Below are 18,972 nucleotides of genomic sequence, written 5' to 3' on the forward strand. Positions count from 1 at the left end.
TAAACGACTGAAGCGCGACAGTAACGCGCGACAGTAGGTACGAACTACTCGGGCACCGATCTCTCCTCGTGTGCGATCCGAGACCACCCGAAAGGACGATCATGAGCGTGATCCGAGTTGGCTCTGCACCGGACTCGTGGGGCGTGTGGTTCCCCGAGGACCCGCAGCAGACTCCGTACACCCGATTCCTCGACGAGGTGTCGGCGTCGGGCTACGAATGGATCGAGCTCGGCCCGTTCGGCTACCTGCCGACGGATCCGAAACAACTGTCCGACGAACTCGCCGCACACAACCTGAAGCTGTCTGCGGGGACGGTCTTCGAACGCCTGCATCAGGACGATTCGTGGGACGCCGTGTGGTCGCAGATCGAGGACGTCGCCAAGCTGACCGCAGCGGTCGGCGGCAAGCACGTGGTGGTGATCCCCGAGATGTGGCGTGATCCCAGTACGGGAGCAGTGCTCGAGGATCGCAACCTGACGATTGATCAGTGGCGCAAGAAGACCGAGGGCATGAATGAACTCGGCAAGCGCATGTTCGAGCAGTACGGCGTCAAGGCGCAGTATCACCCGCACGCCGATTCGCACGTCGACACCGAAGAGAACGTCTACCGCTTCCTCGACGGCACCTCGAGCGACTTCGTTAACCTGTGCCTGGACACCGGTCACATCAGCTATTGCGGCGGCGACAACATCGCGATCATCGAACGCGCGCCCGAGCGCATCGGATATCTCCACCTCAAGCAGGTCGACGAAAATGTCCGTGCCAAGGTCGAAGCCGAGGATCTGCCGTTCGGTGAGGCATGCGCACTCGGCGCCATGACCGAACCTCCACTCGGCATTCCCGATATGCCGCCGCTGCTGGCCGCGATCGAAAAGCTCGACATCGATGTCTTCGCGATCGTGGAACAGGACATGTACCCGTGCGCTCCCGATGTGCCGCTTCCCATCGCGCAGCGCACGCGGAAGTACCTGGCTTCCTGCGGTATTCCGTCCGTCACCTTCACATAGCGCCCCGACGCGCCCTCACGAAAGAGATCGAGATGTCCGATGAATTGCGTATCGCCGTACTGGGCGTAGGCATGATGGGTGCCGACCACGTCGCCCGAATCACCTCGAAGATCGCAGGCGCCCGCGTCGCAGTGGTCAACGACTACTTCTTCGACAAGGCAGAGAATCTCGCTGCGACCATTCCGGGTTGCCGCGCGACAGCGGATCCGATCGACGCCATCGCGGATCCCGACGTCGACGCGGTACTGCTCGCAACCCCGGGACCGACGCACGAGAAGCAGCTCCTTGCGTGTCTCGAGCACGGCAAGCCCGTCCTGTGCGAGAAGCCACTCACGACCGACGTCGAGACCTCACTGGCCGTCGTCAAAGCCGAAGCCGCACTGGGAAAGACGCTCATCCAGGTCGGGTTCATGCGGCGATTCGACACCGAGTACGCCGAGCTCAAGGCCCTGATCGACTCCGGTGACCTCGGCCGTCCCCTCGTCGTGCACTGCGCACATCGCAATCCGGAGGTACCCCCGAACTTCGACAGCGCGATGATCGTCAAGGACTCGCTGGTCCACGAGGTCGACGTCACCCGTTTCCTCCTCGACGAGGAGATCGCCTCGGTGCAGATCATCACGCCGTCGGCGAACTCGAATGCGCCGGAGGGACTTCAGGATCCCCAGATCGCTCTGTTCGCGACCGAATCAGGTCGGCACGTCGACGCCGAGGTCTTCGTCACCACCGGTGTCGCCTACGAGGTGCGTACCGAGGTCGTCGGCGAACTGGGAAGTGCGATGATCGGTCTCGACGTCGGCCTGGTGCGGAAGACCAAGCCCGGCACGTGGGGTGGACAGATCACCCCGTCGTTCAAGGAGCGCTTCGGCCAGGCCTACGACGTCGAGATTCAGCGGTGGGTCGACGCAGTCAAGGCAGGTGCCGACACCGGCAACTATATCGACGGACCTGGTGCGTGGGACGGCTACGCTGCTGCCGCCGTGTGCGAAGCCGGTGTGAAATCGCTCGAGTCCGGTGAGCGGGTAGCCGTGGAGATGGTGCGGCGTTCATCCATCTGATCGCAGAGCTCACGTCCTGACCGCAGAGCTGTCGAGTCCGGCTGGCATGTTCGTGCCGGCCGGGCTCGTTCCGTGATCGGCCGGGTCTTGTCAGGGAGTGATTCCGAGTTCCCGAATCTTCCGATAGATCGTCGCTCGGGACATCCCGAGAGATACTGCGGCAGCGGTCTTGTCACCGGATTGGACGGCGAGAGCTTCGACGATGGCGTCACGTTCGAGGGCCTGAATCCTCGACAGCGTACGACGGGTGGTGGCACGACACTCTGCGGGAAGTTCGTCGGGACCGATCACACCGGACCGGATTCGGCGCGAGATCTCTTCGGCGACCTGCCGAAGCTGAGTGACGTTGCCGCGCCACGCCAATCGCATCAGTTGCTGATCCACAGCGTGTGTCAAGATAAGCTCGTGGGCTCCCGACGCGTCCAGAAACATCCGCATCAGGTCGGGGACGTCCTCCAGGTGGTAGCGCAGCGGTGGCACTTCGACCGTCTTCGGGAAGATCTGCAGCAGTGTCGAACTCGCGTCGGCTGTCGACGCGGTCCGGGTGAGTACGACCCAGGGATCCGCGTCGACTCCCTGGCGTTCCTTGTGCAACATCGCGTCGAGTTCGGATGTCGCCTCGTCCGAGAGACTGTGCACGTGTCGGACGAGTAGATCGGAGCCGCCGTCCAACTCCTGCAGAACGCAGTCGAGGGCTTCCTCGGATGACAGAACTGCCGCATCGATGATCGCCAGATGGCGACCGGGACAGTGATGTCGGTGGGCGGCGCTGACCAGAGTCGCCTTGCCGGTGCCTGCTTCGCCGTCGAGAATCAGCCATTCGCGCTGTGCGCACGCGTCGGACACCACATTCACTGCCCGTTGCCACACCGCGCTTCTACCCGAGAGTCCGCTCAGGCGCGGCGTCCGACGATTGCCGACGGTTCGCTTCTTGCCGCGTGTCGGTTCCTTCATGCGGACGATTCCGCCGGCGAGCTTGTCATCGGCGAACGAAGGGGTGTAGCTGAATTGCGTTGTGGATCCGCTCGGTAGGTCGATCAGGACGCTGAATGCCTTGGTCTCGCCGCGAGCGTCGCGCGTGCGTTCGAGTATCGCGTGCTGGTCGTAGGCGTCGAACTGTTGCTGAGTCATCTCGTTCATCATGAGCAGCTTCTCGCCGACCGCAACCACGGAGCGCCCGGAGTGGTGGCATGCAGCGCGGTAATCGTTGAGCACGGCTCGATCGAGTCGATTTGCATCCTCGAGAATTCCATCCCGAATTCGCGCAGCCGCCAGTTTGGCGAATGACAGCATCAGGGCGTTCGAGTGCTGCGCATCGGCAGTCAGATCGATGACCCCGACCACATTTCCCGTGATCGGATGGGTGATCGGAACTCCGGCGCACGAGAAGGACCTCAGCGGACCGCTGAAGTGCTGTCCACCCTGCACCATCAGCGGCACTCCCACCTCGAGTGCCGTGCCGATGCCATTGGTGCCGACCTGCGTCTCGGTGTATCGGAAGCCGGGGGCAAGCTCGACGCGGTCGAGCGCGGCCAGTAGACCTGCATCACCGCCGCTTCGGGTCAGCACTACGCCGTTCGAATCGGTGAGGACCAACGCCACGGGCTCGCCGTCGAGTTCATCCGAGAGCGAGGCGAGAACCGGCCGTGCCGCGCGCGCCAACACCGTGTCTCCGGGCACCTTGTCCACGTACTCGGCAGACGGTCGGTCGTCGTCGCCCAGCGCGTCGTGCGATCGAGTCCACGACGCACGCAGCCACTGGCTGGTGCGCAGGTCATCGGACTTCCGTCGCGACGACACCGACGGTTGACTGTTCGGAGCGTTCGACTCCATTGCACGGCTCCCCTAGCGGCAGTGGTGGCACGCGATGGTTGCGTGCGCGGGACAAGTCTAGGCGTCAACTATCAAATTTGTGTGATCCGCGTCTCACGTTGAGACAGATCGTGCGTGATTCTCGGTGTTCACTTTCCTCACGACGGACCCCACAGCAGCCGACAACCCGCCGGCTCACATCGAGGAGGCGCACTTTGAGTAGACAAAGCCTTACCAAGGCACACGCGAAAATCTCGGAGTTGACCTGGGAACCCACGTTCGCGACGCCTGCGACACGCTTCGGGACCGACTACACATTCGAGAAGGCCCCCAAGAAGGATCCGCTGAAGCAGATCATGCGTTCCTACTTCCCGATGGAGGAAGAGAAGGACAACCGTGTGTACGGCGCGATGGACGGCGCGATTCGCGGAAACATGTTCCGCCAGGTACAGCAGCGCTGGCTCGAATGGCAGAAGTTGTTCCTGTCCATCATTCCGTTTCCCGAGATCTCGGCAGCACGAGCAATGCCGATGGCGATCGACGCCGTACCTAACCCGGAGATTCACAACGGCCTTGCCGTGCAGATGATCGACGAGGTCCGCCACTCGACGATTCAGATGAATCTCAAGAAGCTCTACATGAACAACTACATCGATCCCGCAGGGTTCGACATGACCGAGAAGGCGTTCGCGAACAACTACGCGGGAACCATCGGTCGCCAGTTCGGCGAGGGGTTCATCACCGGAGACGCCATCACCGCAGCCAATATCTACTTGACCGTGGTGGCGGAAACGGCGTTCACCAACACTCTGTTCGTGGCCATGCCCGACGAAGCGGCGGCGAACGGCGACTACCTGCTCCCGACGGTCTTCCACTCGGTGCAGTCCGACGAATCGCGGCACATCTCCAACGGCTATTCCATTCTGCTGATGGCGCTCGCCGACGAGCGAAACCGTCCACTGCTCGAACGCGACCTTCGTTATGCATGGTGGAACAATCACTGTGTCGTCGACGCCGCAATCGGAACGTTCATCGAATACGGGACGAAGGACCGGCGTAAGGATCGCGAGAGCTACGCCGAGATGTGGCGACGGTGGATCTACGACGACTACTACCGCAGCTACCTGATCCCGCTCGAGAAGTACGGCCTGACGATCCCGCACGACCTGGTCGAAGAGGCGTGGAACCGGATCACCAACAAGGGCTACGTACACGAGGTCGCTCGATTCTTCGCCACGGGATGGCCGGTCAACTACTGGCGCATCGACACCATGACGGACAAGGACTTCGAATGGTTCGAGCACAAGTACCCGGGGTGGTACTCGAAGTACGGAAAGTGGTGGGAGGAGTACAACCGTCTGGCCTACCCGGGCCGGAACAAGCCGATCGCGTTCGAGGAGGTCGGATACCAGTACCCGCACCGGTGCTGGACCTGTATGGTTCCGGCGCTCATCCGCGAGGACATGGTCGTGGAGAAGGTCGACAACCAGTGGCGGACGTACTGCTCCGAAACCTGCTACTGGACCGACGCTGTGGCCTTCCGCAGTGAGTACGAGGGCAAGGCGACCCCGAACATGGGACGTCTGACCGGGTTCCGCGAATGGGAGACCCTCCATCACGGAAAGGACCTGGCGGACATCGTGTCCGATCTCGGGTACGTCCGTGACGACGGCAAGACCCTTGTGGGGCAACCGCACCTGCACCTGGACGACCCGAAGAAGATGTGGACGCTCGACGATGTGCGCGGCAACGTCTTCCAGAGCCCGAACGTGCTGCTCAACGCGATGTCCGACGCCGAACGTGAAGCTCATGTCGCGGCATACAGGGCCGGTGGCGTCCCGGCCTGATTCAGGGTCGGTGGGTGATGCCGTACCGGGGGTTCCGGCATCACCCACCGCACCGAGTAATCAGCACGACAGACATCAGGAGAAGCACGTGGCCGACACACATCGCATCAATTTCGAACCTGTCGATATCGACATGGAGGTTCGTGAGGACGAAAGCATTCTCGACGCAGCGTTTCGTCAGGGAATCCATTTGATGCACGGTTGCCGAGAAGGACGTTGTTCCGCCTGCAAGTCCTTCGTTCTCGACGGGGACATCCAGATGGAGAACTACTCGACGTTCGCGTGCAACGAATCGGAGGTGGACGAGGGGTTCGTATTGCTCTGTCGCACACATGCATACAGCGACTGCACGATCGAATTGTTGAATTTCGACGAGGACGAACTACTCGGCGGCCTCCCCATCCAGGATGTGACCACGCGTGTCGTCGCCGTCGAATCGATGACGGGTGACATCGTGTCGTTGCGCCTTGCGCCGACCGCGCCCGAAGGTTTCCAGTTCAAGGCCGGCCAGTACGCAGATCTGCACCTCCCCGGAACCGAGGAGACCAGATCGTTTTCCATGGCCTCGACTCCCTCGTCTCCGGGCGACGTCGAGTTCTTGATCAAGAAGTATCCCGGGGGCAAATTCGCTGCACTGCTCGACGACGGCATATCGGTCGGGGACGAGATTGCGCTGACCGGACCGTACGGCTCGTCGACGTTGAAGGACGGTCACGTTCTGCCTGTCGTATGCATCGGGGGAGGGGCAGGCATGGCGCCGATCCTGTCCCTCGTCCGGCACATGAGCGAGACGTCCAACCCGCGACCGGTTCACTTCTATTACGGCGCAAGAACTCCCGAAGATCTGTTCTACATCGACGAGATCTCGGAAGTGGGCCGCGGGTTGACCGATTTCGCGTTCATCGCGTGTGTCTCGGACGCGGCGGGTGCGCAGGGATCGGGTTCGCTCTCGTTCGAGGAGGGCAACGTCACCGATGTAGTACGCAGATTGGAACCCGGCATAGCCAAATCGGAGGTCTACCTGTGCGGACCACCTCCGATGGTGGATGCGGCACTCGAGCTTCTCGATGTGTGCGGCACGCCGAAAGACCAAGTTTTCTACGACAAGTTCACCAGCCCCGCCTTCGATTAACCATCAGTTGTACCGAATCAGCCCACTGCGACAACCGAGAGGCAAGAGATGACTGCCACCACCGAGGGGAAGCAACGTAGCTTTCCCAAGATCGAGTTCACCGACTCCGAAGCAGGTGCGCTCGAGTTCCCGAGTTCGAAGTCACGCACGTACAGCTACTTTCAACCCGCCAAGCGCCGGGCAACGATGTACGAGGACGTGACCGTCGACGTCCAACCCGACCCCGACCGCCACTTGTCGCAGGGCTGGATCTACGGATTCGGTGATGGGCCGGGTGGATATCCGCAGGAATGGACGAAGGCGGCGTCGTCGAACTGGCACGCTTTTCTCGACCCGAACGAGGAATGGGATCAAACCATCTTCCGCAACAATTCGGCCGTCGTTCATCAGGTGGAATTGTGTCTGAGCAATGCCAAGCGAGCACGAGCGTACGACGGCTGGAACACGCCGTGGCTCACGTTCGTCCAACGCAATCTCGGCGCGTGGATGCACGCGGAGAACGGTTTGGCACTGCACGTCTTCACCTCGATTCAACGGTCGGGGCCGACGAACATGATCAACACGGCTGTTGCAGTCAACGCGGCACACAAGATGCGCTTCGCACAGGACCTTGCGCTGTTCAATCTTGATCTGTCCGAAGCCGATGTGGCATTCGACGGATCCGCACACAAGGACGTCTGGCAGAACGCACCGGAATGGCAGCCGACTCGTGAGGTGGTCGAACAGCTGACCGCTGTACCGGATTGGTGCGAACTGCTGTTCGCGACGAACATCGTCTTCGAGCAGCTACTCGGATCGCTCTTCCGCACCGAACTGGTGATGCAGATCTCGGCACGCAACGGCGACTACATCACGCCGACCATCGTCGGTACCGGCGAGCACGATTACGACCGCGATCTGAGCTACACCCGAACCCTCTTTCAACTGCTGACACGGGATCCGGAGCACGGGGAAGCGAATCGTGCACTGTTCGGTGAGTGGATGTCGGTGTGGGTACCGCGATGCCTGGACGCAGCGCGGGCATTGCAGCCGATCTGGTCTCAGCCCGCGGACAAGGCCGTCACCTTCGCCTCCAGCCTGGATACGGCCTCCGAGAAATTCACCGTTCTGCTCGAAAGCCTCGGCCTCGACATCCCCAAGGAGTTGGCACGATGACCATGCATTTCGGATCCGACACTGAATTTTCCAACATGTGTGGCGTCACGCTGATGAACACCCCGATCGGACGCGTGGTCGCGGAGGTCATGGGCGCAAAGGACGGCGTCGAGCTCACCGAGTACCCGTCGATGATTCGAGTCGACGGCAAGAAGCTGCTCGATTTCGACTACGACGAACTCACCGACGCGCTCGGACAGGAATTCGACGGATCCATATTCGAGGAGATCAGTTCGACGCACTACGGTCGGATGGTTCATCTGGACGACAAGACAATACTGTTCGCCAGTCCCGAGGATGCGGCAGAGTACATCGGGTTCGATCTGGCTGAACGTCACTGACCATGTCTCGTAGTTACACGTCGGTCCGCGCGCGGCCTGCCCGCGCTGCGGTCGACGTCTTCGAGGCACTCACGGCCGTCGTCGACCCGGAGTCGGAGGTTCCCATAACCGAATTGGGTTTGGTCGGGCCGGTGGTGGTAGACGCACACGGGTTGGTGGTGCGGCTGCGTCTACCGGTCGCCTTCTGCTCGCGCAGGTTCGCCTACCTGGTGGTCGCGGATGCCGTGGACGCGCTGGACCTCGTCGACGGTGTCGGTCCGGTGCGTGTTGTCGTGGACCAGCATCGGTTCAGCGCCGAGATCAACGCCGGACTCGCGGCCGAGGCCGACGGCAGCGATGTGCGTTCGACTTTTCTGAAGAATGCACACCGCGCTGCGATGGAGCGCTCCGTGGCGGAACATCTCAAAACTGCAGGCGCAGAACCGGATCGATTGGGTACGCTCACACTGCGTGACATCAGGCACGAAAAATACACTGCAGCGCTGATTCGCCGACGCGGTGCATTAGGTCTGAGCATCTGCCCCAACAGTCGAGTGATCGTCGATGAATCGTCAGCGAACAGCCGCATTGTGCCGGCGCAACAGCCCCCAATACACACGCTCGAAAGGACCACGTCATGGCCAAAGAACTGCGGTTCAACACCGAAGCCCGCGCACTTCTCGAACAAGGAGTCAACGCACTTGCCGATGCGGTGAAAGTGACCCTGGGGCCGAAGGGGCGAAACGCAGTCCTCGAGAAGTTGACCGGTCCGCCCACGATCACCAACGACGGTGTCACGATTGCGCGGGAGATTCAGCTCCGAGAACCGTTCGCCAACATGGGTGCTCAGTTGGTGAAGGAGGTGGCGATGAAGACCAACGGCGTCGTCGGCGACGGTACGACGACGGCCACCGTTCTGGCGCAGGCAATGGTCCGTGAGGGGTTGAGGGCTGTCGATGCAGGTGCCAATCCCATGCGGTTGCGCCGCGGCATCGAGACCGCGGTGTCCGCCGTCGTCGAATCGTTGCGGGCGCAGGCAGTGGAGATCGTCGGAAAAGAAGACCTCCGCAGAATCGCGACTCTGGCAGCGAGCGACGACGAGTCGATCGGGCACTGCGTGGCCGAAGCGGTCGAGTACGTCGGCAAGTCCGGCATCGTCACCACCGAGGAGAGTGAGACTCTGGGGATGTCCGTCGAGGTCGTGGACGGGATCGAGTTCGACCACGGGTACATCTCGGGCTACATGATCACCGATCCCGAACGTATGGAAGCCGTCCACGAGAACCCGGTGATTCTGCTGACCAACAAGAAGATCAATCAGGTCCAGGACATCATGCCGAGCATCGAGGCGGCCAAGCGCGCCGACAGGCCTCTCGTGGTGTTGGCCGAGGACGTCGACGGACCCGCGCTGCAACTGCTCGTCGGCGGCAACATGCACAAGACGATGCAGTCCGTCGTCGTTCGTGCCCCCGGGTTCGGACACCGCCGCGTTGCCGAATTGCAGGACCTGGCAATCGCTCTCGGTGGACAGGTCATCGCGAAGGACACCGGGCTGGAATTGTTCGAGGTGACGTTGGATCAGCTCGGATCATGCGATCGAATCACGGTGACCGAGAACAACACGACCATCGTAGGAGGTCGAGGGGAACAGAATCTGTTGGATTCGCGCGTCGCGCAACTGGAAGCGCAATTCGAGAGATCGAAGATCGACGGCGACCGCGACAGCCTCGAACAGCGAATCGCTCGTCTGACGGGGCGGGTGGCGGTGGTTCGAGTCGGCGGTGCGACGAGCGTCGAGCTCAAAGAGAGGATGCTGCGAGTCGAGGATGCAGTCGCCGCGTCCAGGGCGGCATTGGAGTCCGGCATCGTCTCGGGCGGCGGGACCGCACTGGCACAGTCGCACCGCGCACTCGCCGATCTGGAGCTCACGGGAGACCAAGCAGTTGGCCTCGACGTCGTCCGCAAAGCGCTGACCGAGCCGCTGCGGTGGATTGCCATCAATGCGGGCTTCGAGGGTGACGAGGTGGTCGAGGTCGTCGCCGGATTGCCGCTCGGGCACGGCTTCAACGCGCTGACCGGTGAATACGGGGACATGTTCGACGACGGGGTCATCGATCCCTTCAAGGTCACGCGTGCGGCGCTCGAGAGCGCGGCCTCGATTGCGGCCCTGCTGATCACGACCGAGACGGCCGTCGTCGAAGAGGTCTTCGGCAATCCGGGTGCGATCATGGCGCCAGGATTCGGGGATCTCGCCGAGGGGATGGTGCGACCATCGAACATCTACTGACGAAGCCGACATCTACTGACGAAGCCGACATCTACTGAAGTGGCAGATCCTCTCGTCCTGGTGTGCAGGACGAGAGGTTCTCTCGGTCACCTGGTACGTCAGGCTGCGGACAGAGGCTGCAGGACCGTCGACTCCACCTCGCCGAGCCAATTGTCAGCGGTGTCGTAGTCGGTCACGCTCGATACCAGGCCGTACACGTGTCCGGCCTGCGCAGCGGGAATCCGACCGAACAGTGTGTTGTCGAGAACGGCCTGCACGGTCTCGCTGGTCGAGCCGTCGGCGTTCAGCGGGAACAGAATTACGGTGACGCCTGCGAGGATGTCGGGGATCTGTTCGAACGAGTACGACTCGTACCCCCGATCGGTGTAATCGGTGGGGATGCCCGGCCCGTACTTCAGGCCCAATTCGTTGACGACCAGATTGCCGATCGCTCCGGTCGGTTGCTGAATGGAGAACTGTCCCTCCTCGTCACCGAGGGAGATGTGCGCCCACTCGTTGCCGCCTATGACGTCGGCGTACTCCGATTTCACTCGATCCAGTGTGGCCTCGTAGGCGGCCTTCGAGTCGTTCAGCTCGTCGTCTCGGCCCAGGGCCGACGCGAGGTCGGTGGTGATCTTCTGCCAATCTCCTCGGCTGTCGCCCTTGACCACTACCGTCGGTGCGATGGTGGCCAGCTGGTCGTACGTGGCCTGATCGATCTCGTCTGCATCGCCGACGATGACGTCGGGATCCGCGGATGCGATTGCTTCGAAGTTGTATTCGCCGAACGGCCCGATGGTGGGTAGTCCGTCGACGAACTCTTGCTGAGCCGGCGTGAATTCCTCGATCCAACTCGAGTAGTCCTGCGTGGCGACAGGCTTCACGCCCAGGGACATCAGCTGCCAGGGTGTGTCGTACGACGCTGCGACCACACGGTCGGGAGACGCCGGTACCTCGATGGATCCGTACACGGTCTCGACGGTGCGCGTCTCTGCGTCGGCATCGGAGGAATCGCCGGAAGTACACCCAGCGAGCAAACCTGCGACCGCAACGGTGGCCGCGAATGTGGTGAAGATGGAACGCCCAATGCGCACGTGAAGCTCCTCGATCTAATAGGTCAGGCAATCCTAAGTAGTCGAAGAATGTTCAGTTCACTCGGTACCCGAATGGCCTCGCGCGGACGGTTCAGATGTCATCGGCGCGGACGATTCGCCGACGCGCAGAAATGAGCTGTACCTCGGGGCGGGACGCGCCGTGTCGCTCGATTCGGTCGAGCACCTCGGACACGTGTACCGAATCGGCTGCGACGACGGATGCACCGATGCCTGCGCGACGATGCAGTTCGAGATGATCGACTTCGGCGACCGACACGGAATACTTGCGTTGCATCTCCGCCACGATCGGGCGAATCAGCGAACGCTTCTCCTTCAAGGAGTGCACGTCGCCCAGGAGAAAGTCGAGTTCGATCCATCCGATCCACATCGCACCGAAGCCTAAGGCTCAGTGCGCGGACGCACAAACGCGCCCGCACGATCACCGTGTGGATGAGCTGAGATACAGATCGAGCTCGGGGGGTGGCAGTCGTCCACCCCCGAGCTCGACCTCTGTTCGGGCCGGGTCAGCCCTGAGCTTCGATGGCGACGGGTTGCCACTGTTCCCAGTTCGCAAGACGACTCTCGTAGTCCGCCTTGGCGATTGCCAACGGCGCCTCGCCGAAGAAGACGCGCAGCGGCGGCACGTCGGCGTCGACGACCTTGAGTATCGCGCGCGCCGAGGCCTGTGGGTCGCCGGGCTTCGACGTGCGTTGTGCGCGTGCCGCATTGGCGGCTTCGTGTGCCTCCGCGTACGCGGGAAGTTCGGTTGCTCGGGCGGACGAAGATCCACTCCAATCGGTCGAGAAACCGCCTGGCTCGATCAATGTCACATGGATTCCGAAAGATTCGACTTCCTGGGCGAGTGACTGCGAGAAACCTTCCAACGCCCACTTCGAGGCGTGGTACAGGCCGACATTCTGGAATGCGCTGATCCCGCCGATCGAGGAGACCTGCAGGATGTGGCCGCTGCGCTGTGCACGCAGAAATGGCAGCGCTGCCTGTGTAATCCAGAGTGCGCCGAATACATTGGTCTCGAGCTGGTCCCGAGCCTGCTGTTCACTGACTTCTTCGACGAAACCGAACAGACCGTAACCGGCGTTGTTGACGACGATGTCGAGCCGGCCGAAATGAGCGTGCGCGCGTTCGACTGCCGCGAAGTCGGCGGCGCGGTCGGTGACGTCGAGCTGTATCGGTAGCAGCGCGTCGCCGTATTTGTCGGCGAGATCGGTGAGTGTCGAGGTGTCCCGCGCGGTTGCGGCGACTTTGTCACCACGCTCGAGGGCTGCTATCGCCCATTCACGTCCGAATCCACGGGATGTACCGGTGATGAACCAGACTTTGTCTGCCATGCTCGAACCCTTCTCCTCTACGCACGCCGTGTCCGCGGCGTGTCCGGTTGCGTGCAACGCCGATCACACCCTCGGCCATTCCCCGACGGGTGTGTTACTTCTTGGGTACGCGGATGATGAGGGCGTCGCCTTGTCCGCCGCCGCCGCAGAGTGCGGCTGCGCCGATTCCGCCGCCGCGGCGCTCCAGTTCGAGTGCGAGGTGCAGTGCGATACGTGCCCCGGACATTCCGAGTGGGTGCCCGATCGCGATGGCGCCGCCGTTGACGTTGACCTTCGACTCGTCGATACCGAGCTCGCGTGCCGAGGCGATCCCGACGGCCGCGAACGCTTCGTTGATTTCGATGAGATCGAGATCGGCCGGGTCGATGCCTTCCTTGGTGCAGGCTGCGACGATGGCCCGTGCCGGTTGGGACTGCAGCGACGAGTCCGGACCGGCGACGACGCCGTGGGCTCCGATTTCGGCGATCCAGTCCAGTCCGAGTGCTTCGGCTTTGGTTTTGCTCATCACGATCACCGCGGCGGCGCCGTCGTTGATGGTCGAGGCGTTGCCTGCGGTGATGGTGCCGGTCTTGGAGAAGGCTGGGCGCAGTCCTGCCAGTGTGTCGGTGGTGGTGTCGGCGCGGATTCCTTCGTCGCGGGCGAAGACGATCGGCTCGCCTTTGCGTTGCGGGATCGTGACGGGGACCACTTCGTTGTCGAAGATGCCGTTCTTCCATGCCGCGGCGGCGCGTTGATGGGAGGCGGCGGCGAAGGCGTCTTGTTCTTCGCGGGTGGAGGCGAGGTCGCCGTTGTTGCGTGATTCGGTCAGTCCGCCCATGGCTTGGTCGGTGAAGATGTCGTAGAGGCCGTCGTAGGCGAGGTGGTCTTTGAGGGTGACGTCGCCGTATTTGAATCCGGCGCGCGATTTTTCGAGCATGTGTGGTGCCTGGGTCATCGATTCCTGTCCGCCGGCGACGACGATGTCGAATTCGCCTGCGCGGATCAGTTGGTCGGCCATGGCGATGGCGGTGACTCCGGACAGGCAGACCTTGTTGATGGTCAGTGCGGGGACGTCCATCGGGATTCCTGCTGCGACGGCGGCTTGGCGGGCGGGGATCTGGCCTGCGCCTGCGGTGAGGACCTGGCCCATGATGACGTATTCGACGGATTCGGGTGCTATCCCGGATTTGTCGAGGGCGCCTTTGATGGCGATACCGCCGAGTTCCGAACCCGACAGATCCTTCAACGAACCCATCAGGCGTCCGACAGGGGTCCGAGCCCCGGCAACGATGACAGAAGTGACCACGACAATCCTCCGGGAGCTTCACGACGAACCAGACGTCACAAGTCAACACCGGAATCGCGGTTCACCGAAAGGGTTGTGGTGCGCCCGAACGAGAACTGCTCGTATCGTGGGCGACCCCAGACTATCCGTCCACTCAGTGAACGGCGTCGAGTGAAGAATCGAATAGTTGACACAGCAACGATCTGAAATACTGTCGAGTACGAGATGGACAACGCGAAAGGGCTGGGCCCATGACCACCACAGATTCCGAGAGTGCGCGATCGGTGCGCTCCGATAGTGAGCGTGCCCGGATACGTGCCGAGTACCTGGCACCGCCCGAGACTCGACCGAAGTCTTCGGCCCGCGGGCTCCATCACACCGCGCTCGTGAGTTCCGATGTCGAAGCAACGATTCGCTTCTACCAGGGTTTGCTCGAATTTCCTCTGACCGAGCTGATCGAGAACCGCGACTATCCAGGCTCGTCGCATTTCTTCTTCGACATCGGAAATGGAAATCTGCTCGCCTTCTTCGACTTTCCCGGACTGGACGTCGGGCCGTACAGGGAAGTATTGGGCGGGCTGCATCACGTCGCGATCAGTGTCGAACCTTCGCGTTGGGAAGCACTGCGAGACAAGCTGATCGGCGAGAAGATCGAGTTCATCGAGCACAGTGAGGTCTCCCTGTACTTCCGCGATCCCGACGGCGCCCGCATCGAGCTCATCTCGGACCCACTGGGAGAGATGTACGGCAACCACGTCCTCTAGGAGCGATCGTCGTTCAGGTCACGAGATCCAGAGCGGCAGAAACGATTCCATCGGCATCGATGCCGTGGTACCGATACACGTCGTCGAGAGAGCCGACCTGCCCGAATCCAGTCACCCCGAGTGCCGACCCGCGAACGCCGTTGATGCCCGCCAGGAATGCGAGTGTGTGCGGGTGCCCGTCGAGAACGGTGACCACGGGCGCAGTGCGCGTTGCAGGGAAGACGTGGTCGAGAATCCACGAGGCGGCAGTTCCGTGCCCACGCCGCGCCTGTAGGGCCTCGAAGATGAGTCCAGGGCTGGTGACGCACACGACGTCGGCTGCGATCCCCATCTCGGACAAACGATCCGCAGCGACGAGCGTGTCGGTCACCACTGCTCCCATCCCCACCAGGACGACCGCGCACTCGGGGTTCCGTCGCATCGTGTACGCACCCGCGACGGCATGACGCCGACGGTGTTCGCGTGCAGACGGGTCGGAGGGGACCGCGGCGAGAGTCTGATCGACCGGACGTGTCGACAAGCGAAGATAGGACGACGTGCCGTCCGGGCGCCCCAGCCTGCCGATACACGCGAACAGTATCCATTCGGTGTCGATCGCGAACGCCGGTTCGTAACTGACGCACCCAGGCTGTTCGAGACCGATCGACGGTGTCGTGATCGATTGGTGTGCACCGCCTTCGGCCGCGAGCGTCACACCGGACGGCGTGCCGACGAGTATCGATTGCCCGCCGGCGTAAATACCGAACGACCACGGCTCGAGAGCGCGCTCGACGAATGGGTCGTACATCACCCCGATGGGGAACAACGGTTGGCCCCAGCGGCTCCACGTCGTGCCCAGCTCACTCATCAAGCCGACGAGGTTGGTCTCGGCGATACCGAGCTCCATGTGTTGGCCCGTCGGCTTCTCACGCCAGTGCATGATCGTCTCCGCGTCGTCGGCGAACCAATCCCGACGCTCGTGCGGTGACCACACGCCGACCTTGTTGAGCCAACCGGCGAGGTTGGTCGTCGAACTCACATCCGGGCTGACGGTCACTACCCGTCTCGCTGCGTCCGGTGCAGCACGAGTCAGATCGAGAAGTGCTCGGCCCAACGCAGCCTGAGTCGTCGAAATCCCCGACGGGGTTCGGCCCATGTCTTCCGGCACCGACGGCGGCTCCTCCGAATCGACGGGCGGTCGTGTCAATGCAGCCGAGGTGGACGCGCAGACTGTCGCTGAATCGGATCCGGTGTCGAATCGGCGCCACGGATCGTCGGGATCGGCGCCGAGTGCGTGCGCCAGATCGTCGTATTGGTCGGAGCTGAGCAACGACGAGTGATTCTGTGGATGGCCTTCCGTCGGCAGTGCATGGCCCTTGATGGTGTACGCGATGATGACCGTGGGGCGTGTGTCGTCGATCCGCGAATACGCATCCCGGAGTGCGTCGACGTCGTGGCCTCCGAGGTTCCGGATCGCACGGAGCAACGTCGCGTCGTCCAGATCTGCGATCGTCTTCTCGACGGCGGGTGCGGAGTGGCCGTCGCCAGGCAGTCTGAGGCGCAACTCCTCTGCGGTACATCGAAGAAGTCGCTGGTACTCGGCGTTCGGCATGTCCAGAATCCGGCGCCGAAGCTCGGAGCCACCCGGGCGTTCGAACAGCGACTCGAGCAGTGCACCGAACTTGACGGTGATCACCTGCCAACCGGCTGCGTCGAACATTCTGCCCAGTCGATCTGCGGCGATGTTCGGAACGACGCGATCGAGCGACTGCCTGTTGAGGTCGACGATCCATACGATTTCACCGAGTTCGGCCACGGAGCTGTCCATCACCGCTTCCCACACCGCGCCCTCGTCCAACTCGGCATCGCCGACCAACGAGTACTGCCTGCCGACACCCGTGCTACCGAACGCGGTGTCGACGTAGCGCCGCGCGATCGCGCCCCATATCGGCGCAGTCGCTCCTATTCCGACAGACCCCGTCGAGTAGTCGACCGAGTCGGGGTCCTTGCTTCGGCTCGGATAGGACTGCAACCCTCCGAACTGCCGCAGAGTGGGGAGGTAGGACTCGTCGAGCCCGCCGAGCAGGTAGTTGATCGCGTGCAGGACCGGAGATGCGTGGGGCTTGACCGAGACTCGGTCTCCGGGTCGCAGCTGTTCGAACCACAGGGTCGTCATGATGGTGACGATCGACGCGCACGAGGCCTGGTGGCCTCCCACCTTCAGTCCGGACGGGTTGGGCCGGATTCGGTTGGCGTGGTGAATCATCGAGGTGGACAACCACAGCACTCGTCGTTCGATCTCGGCAAGTGTGTCGCTGTTGCACGGCGATGTCATCGGGGCTCCTCGCAGATCTGGACCACTTTCACTGTATGCAAGATCGAGGGGAATGGAACGGAGTCGATACGATTCGGGCCATGCAATTCGGGCATACGATGAGCAACGCGCCGGGCGACGGTCCGGAATCGAACCGTCGTCCGCAGCCGTGCGGAGTTCGGAGGACGCACGTGAGCATCGAGTCCGAGTCGACAGCGCTGTTGACGGAAGAGCTCGGCGCGCTGGCACATCCCCCTGACTCGACGGGGTACCGCGAATCTCTGGGGCGTACGTTCTTTCCCGATGCCTCGCGCCGATCACCGTCGTGTGTGGTGACCCCGACCAGCGCCGCGGACGTTGCGACCGTCGTGCGAATCGCCGGCCGCACCGGAAGCACGGTGACGGTTCGCGGAGGTGGCCTCAGTTCGAATTGTGTTGCCGACGGGTCGATCATGATGGATCTGTCCGTCTTCATGAACAGCGCGCGCCCACAGGGCGAGGCAGTGGTGGTCGATGGTGGCTCGACAGTGGGCACGATGCTCGACGCCATGGCACCCGCTCGTCGAATCGTCCCCGTCGGGATTGCCGAACACGCTGGGTTCGGCTTGATCGCGCGGGGCGGAATCGGCTATTACACCAGGAGCCTCGGACTGACACTCGATCATCTCAGCGAGGTCGAATTGGTGTTGCCGGACGGAGAGTCGGCTCGGTTGTCGCATGAGAGCAGAGGGGAGGAGGCCGAACTGTGGTGGGCCGTCCGTGGGTGCGCACCGCCGTTCGGGGTGATCGTCTCGGCAACACTGCGCACGCACGAGGTCGGCACCATGTGGGTCGACCGAATGCTGATCGGACTCGACGCTCTGCCGACCTATTTTCGGATCGCACCGCAACTTCCGCGCCACACGAGCATGGGAGCGGTGCTCGGATACAGCGATTCGGCACCGGGTCGTCCGGTGTTCTTCGTGTACACCGCATGCGCGAGTCGGGATCCCGCCGACATCGACGTCGGCCGCTGCGCGGCAACCGAGGTCGCCCGAGCATCGAGCGAGCACCACTACCGCTCGGAAACGACCGGCCGCTACCTGTCGGGGCTGCCACAGTATTCGCCGCCTGGCCGAGGTGGGACGGACCCGGCGCCCATGTCGCTTCCTCAGCCAGGTGACCGGCGCGGGTCGTTCTTCGGAAAAGCATTGTTCGTCGGACCTACCCTCGACGCACAGGTGGCCGAGGCGCTGGCCCACCAGATATCACGTGCACCCACTCGAGCCTGTCGGATCGACTTTCAGCAGACCGGGGGAGCGCTCTCCGACATCGGCGACACCGACACGGCATTCTGGGGCCGCAGCAGCGAATGGAACATCCCTCTCAACGCAATCTGGGACGACCCCGCCGACGGACCTGCGTGCACGTCGTGGGCGCGCGACACACTGTCGGCGCTGTCCGGCCACAGAACCGGCGTCTACAGCGTCGAAGTCCGGCCGGGATTCACCGAGACCGACGACGAAACGGCCGCCGCGTTCGGGGGCAACCTGAGTAGGCTCCGCGCTGCGCGACGGCAGCACGATCCCACCGGAGTATTCGCTACGTACCCGCTCTGACGCCGTACCCGCT

16 protein-coding genes are annotated in these 18,972 nt (G+C 62.6%); 10 read left to right on the forward strand and 6 right to left on the reverse strand.

Translation table 11 applies throughout. The features are described 5' to 3' along the window. The first annotated feature begins 101 nt into the window (after positions 1-101). Complete coding sequence (locus RY1_RS01160) at positions 102-1,007, forward strand: sugar phosphate isomerase/epimerase family protein (protein WP_072801690.1); 906 nt, start codon at positions 102-104, stop codon at positions 1,005-1,007. Between the two features lie 32 nt (positions 1,008-1,039). Then, positions 1,040-2,065, forward strand: coding sequence for a Gfo/Idh/MocA family protein (locus tag RY1_RS01165; RefSeq protein ID WP_072801691.1), 1,026 nt, complete (start codon positions 1,040-1,042; stop codon positions 2,063-2,065). A gap of 90 nt (positions 2,066-2,155) precedes the next feature. Here RY1_RS01165 and RY1_RS01170 read toward each other — a convergent pair whose 3' ends face one another. Then, positions 2,156-3,898, reverse strand: a complete 1,743-nt coding sequence (locus RY1_RS01170; RefSeq protein WP_245819448.1) for a sigma-54-dependent Fis family transcriptional regulator — start codon at positions 3,896-3,898, stop codon at positions 2,156-2,158. 194 nt (positions 3,899-4,092) lie between these two features. On the opposite strand from RY1_RS01170, the gene RY1_RS01175 reads away from it, so the two are divergent. From RY1_RS01175 to groL, 6 genes are all read left to right on the forward strand, one after another. Then, positions 4,093-5,724 (forward strand): ferritin family protein, encoded by a 1,632-nt coding sequence (locus tag RY1_RS01175; RefSeq protein ID WP_072801692.1) that lies wholly within the window; start codon positions 4,093-4,095, stop codon positions 5,722-5,724. A gap of 88 nt (positions 5,725-5,812) precedes the next feature. Continuing rightward, positions 5,813-6,856: an FAD-binding oxidoreductase gene (locus tag RY1_RS01180; RefSeq protein WP_072801693.1), complete on the forward strand. Its 1,044-nt coding sequence runs from the start codon at positions 5,813-5,815 to the stop codon at positions 6,854-6,856. 48 nt (positions 6,857-6,904) lie between these two features. Beyond that, positions 6,905-8,011, forward strand: coding sequence for an aromatic/alkene monooxygenase hydroxylase subunit beta (locus tag RY1_RS01185; protein WP_072801694.1), 1,107 nt, complete (start codon positions 6,905-6,907; stop codon positions 8,009-8,011). Next, positions 8,008-8,352, forward strand: a complete 345-nt coding sequence (mimD, locus tag RY1_RS01190; protein WP_072801695.1) for a propane 2-monooxygenase effector subunit MimD — start codon at positions 8,008-8,010, stop codon at positions 8,350-8,352. Before RY1_RS01185 ends, mimD begins: the two co-directional genes overlap by 4 nt. A 2-nt stretch (positions 8,353-8,354) precedes the next feature. Beyond that, positions 8,355-9,047, forward strand: coding sequence for an iron-sulfur cluster assembly protein (locus RY1_RS01195; RefSeq protein ID WP_072801696.1), 693 nt, complete (start codon positions 8,355-8,357; stop codon positions 9,045-9,047). After that, positions 8,969-10,618: a chaperonin GroEL gene (gene groL / locus RY1_RS01200; protein WP_072801697.1), complete on the forward strand. Its 1,650-nt coding sequence runs from the start codon at positions 8,969-8,971 to the stop codon at positions 10,616-10,618. Before RY1_RS01195 ends, groL begins: the two co-directional genes overlap by 79 nt. A gap of 98 nt (positions 10,619-10,716) precedes the next feature. On the opposite strand, the gene RY1_RS01205 is transcribed toward groL, so the two are convergent. From RY1_RS01205 to RY1_RS01220, 4 genes are all read right to left on the reverse strand, one after another. Further along, entirely contained in the window at positions 10,717-11,691 is a 975-nt protein-coding gene (locus RY1_RS01205; RefSeq protein WP_245819449.1) for an ABC transporter substrate-binding protein, read from the reverse strand. Positions 11,692-11,782: 91 nt separating this feature from the next. Next, positions 11,783-12,079, reverse strand: coding sequence for a DUF503 domain-containing protein (locus RY1_RS01210; protein WP_072801699.1), 297 nt, complete (start codon positions 12,077-12,079; stop codon positions 11,783-11,785). A gap of 136 nt (positions 12,080-12,215) precedes the next feature. Next, positions 12,216-13,040 carry an SDR family oxidoreductase gene (locus tag RY1_RS01215; RefSeq protein WP_072801700.1) on the reverse strand — a complete coding sequence of 275 codons (825 nt, stop codon included), beginning with the start codon at positions 13,038-13,040 and terminating at the stop codon, positions 12,216-12,218. 94 nt (positions 13,041-13,134) lie between these two features. After that, positions 13,135-14,325 (reverse strand): acetyl-CoA C-acetyltransferase, encoded by a 1,191-nt coding sequence (locus tag RY1_RS01220; RefSeq protein WP_072801701.1) that lies wholly within the window; start codon positions 14,323-14,325, stop codon positions 13,135-13,137. A 230-nt stretch (positions 14,326-14,555) separates the two neighbouring features. On the opposite strand from RY1_RS01220, the gene RY1_RS01225 reads away from it, so the two are divergent. After that, positions 14,556-15,068, forward strand: a complete 513-nt coding sequence (locus RY1_RS01225; protein ID WP_072801702.1) for a VOC family protein — start codon at positions 14,556-14,558, stop codon at positions 15,066-15,068. Positions 15,069-15,081: 13 nt separating this feature from the next. Here RY1_RS01225 and RY1_RS01230 read toward each other — a convergent pair whose 3' ends face one another. Beyond that, positions 15,082-17,382, reverse strand: a complete 2,301-nt coding sequence (locus RY1_RS01230; RefSeq protein ID WP_072801703.1) for a thiamine pyrophosphate-binding protein — start codon at positions 17,380-17,382, stop codon at positions 15,082-15,084. Positions 17,383-17,558: 176 nt separating this feature from the next. Here RY1_RS01230 and RY1_RS01235 point away from each other — a divergent pair, with 176 nt between their 5' ends. Further along, the gene (locus RY1_RS01235; RefSeq protein WP_072802217.1) at positions 17,559-18,959 is read left to right on the forward strand and encodes an FAD-binding oxidoreductase; all 1,401 of its coding nucleotides are present in this window, start codon (positions 17,559-17,561) and stop codon (positions 18,957-18,959) included. Positions 18,960-18,972 lie beyond the last annotated feature (13 nt).

Source organism: Rhodococcus yunnanensis NBRC 103083, from assembly GCF_001895005.1.
GTDB lineage: Bacteria > Actinomycetota > Actinomycetes > Mycobacteriales > Mycobacteriaceae > Rhodococcoides > Rhodococcoides yunnanense.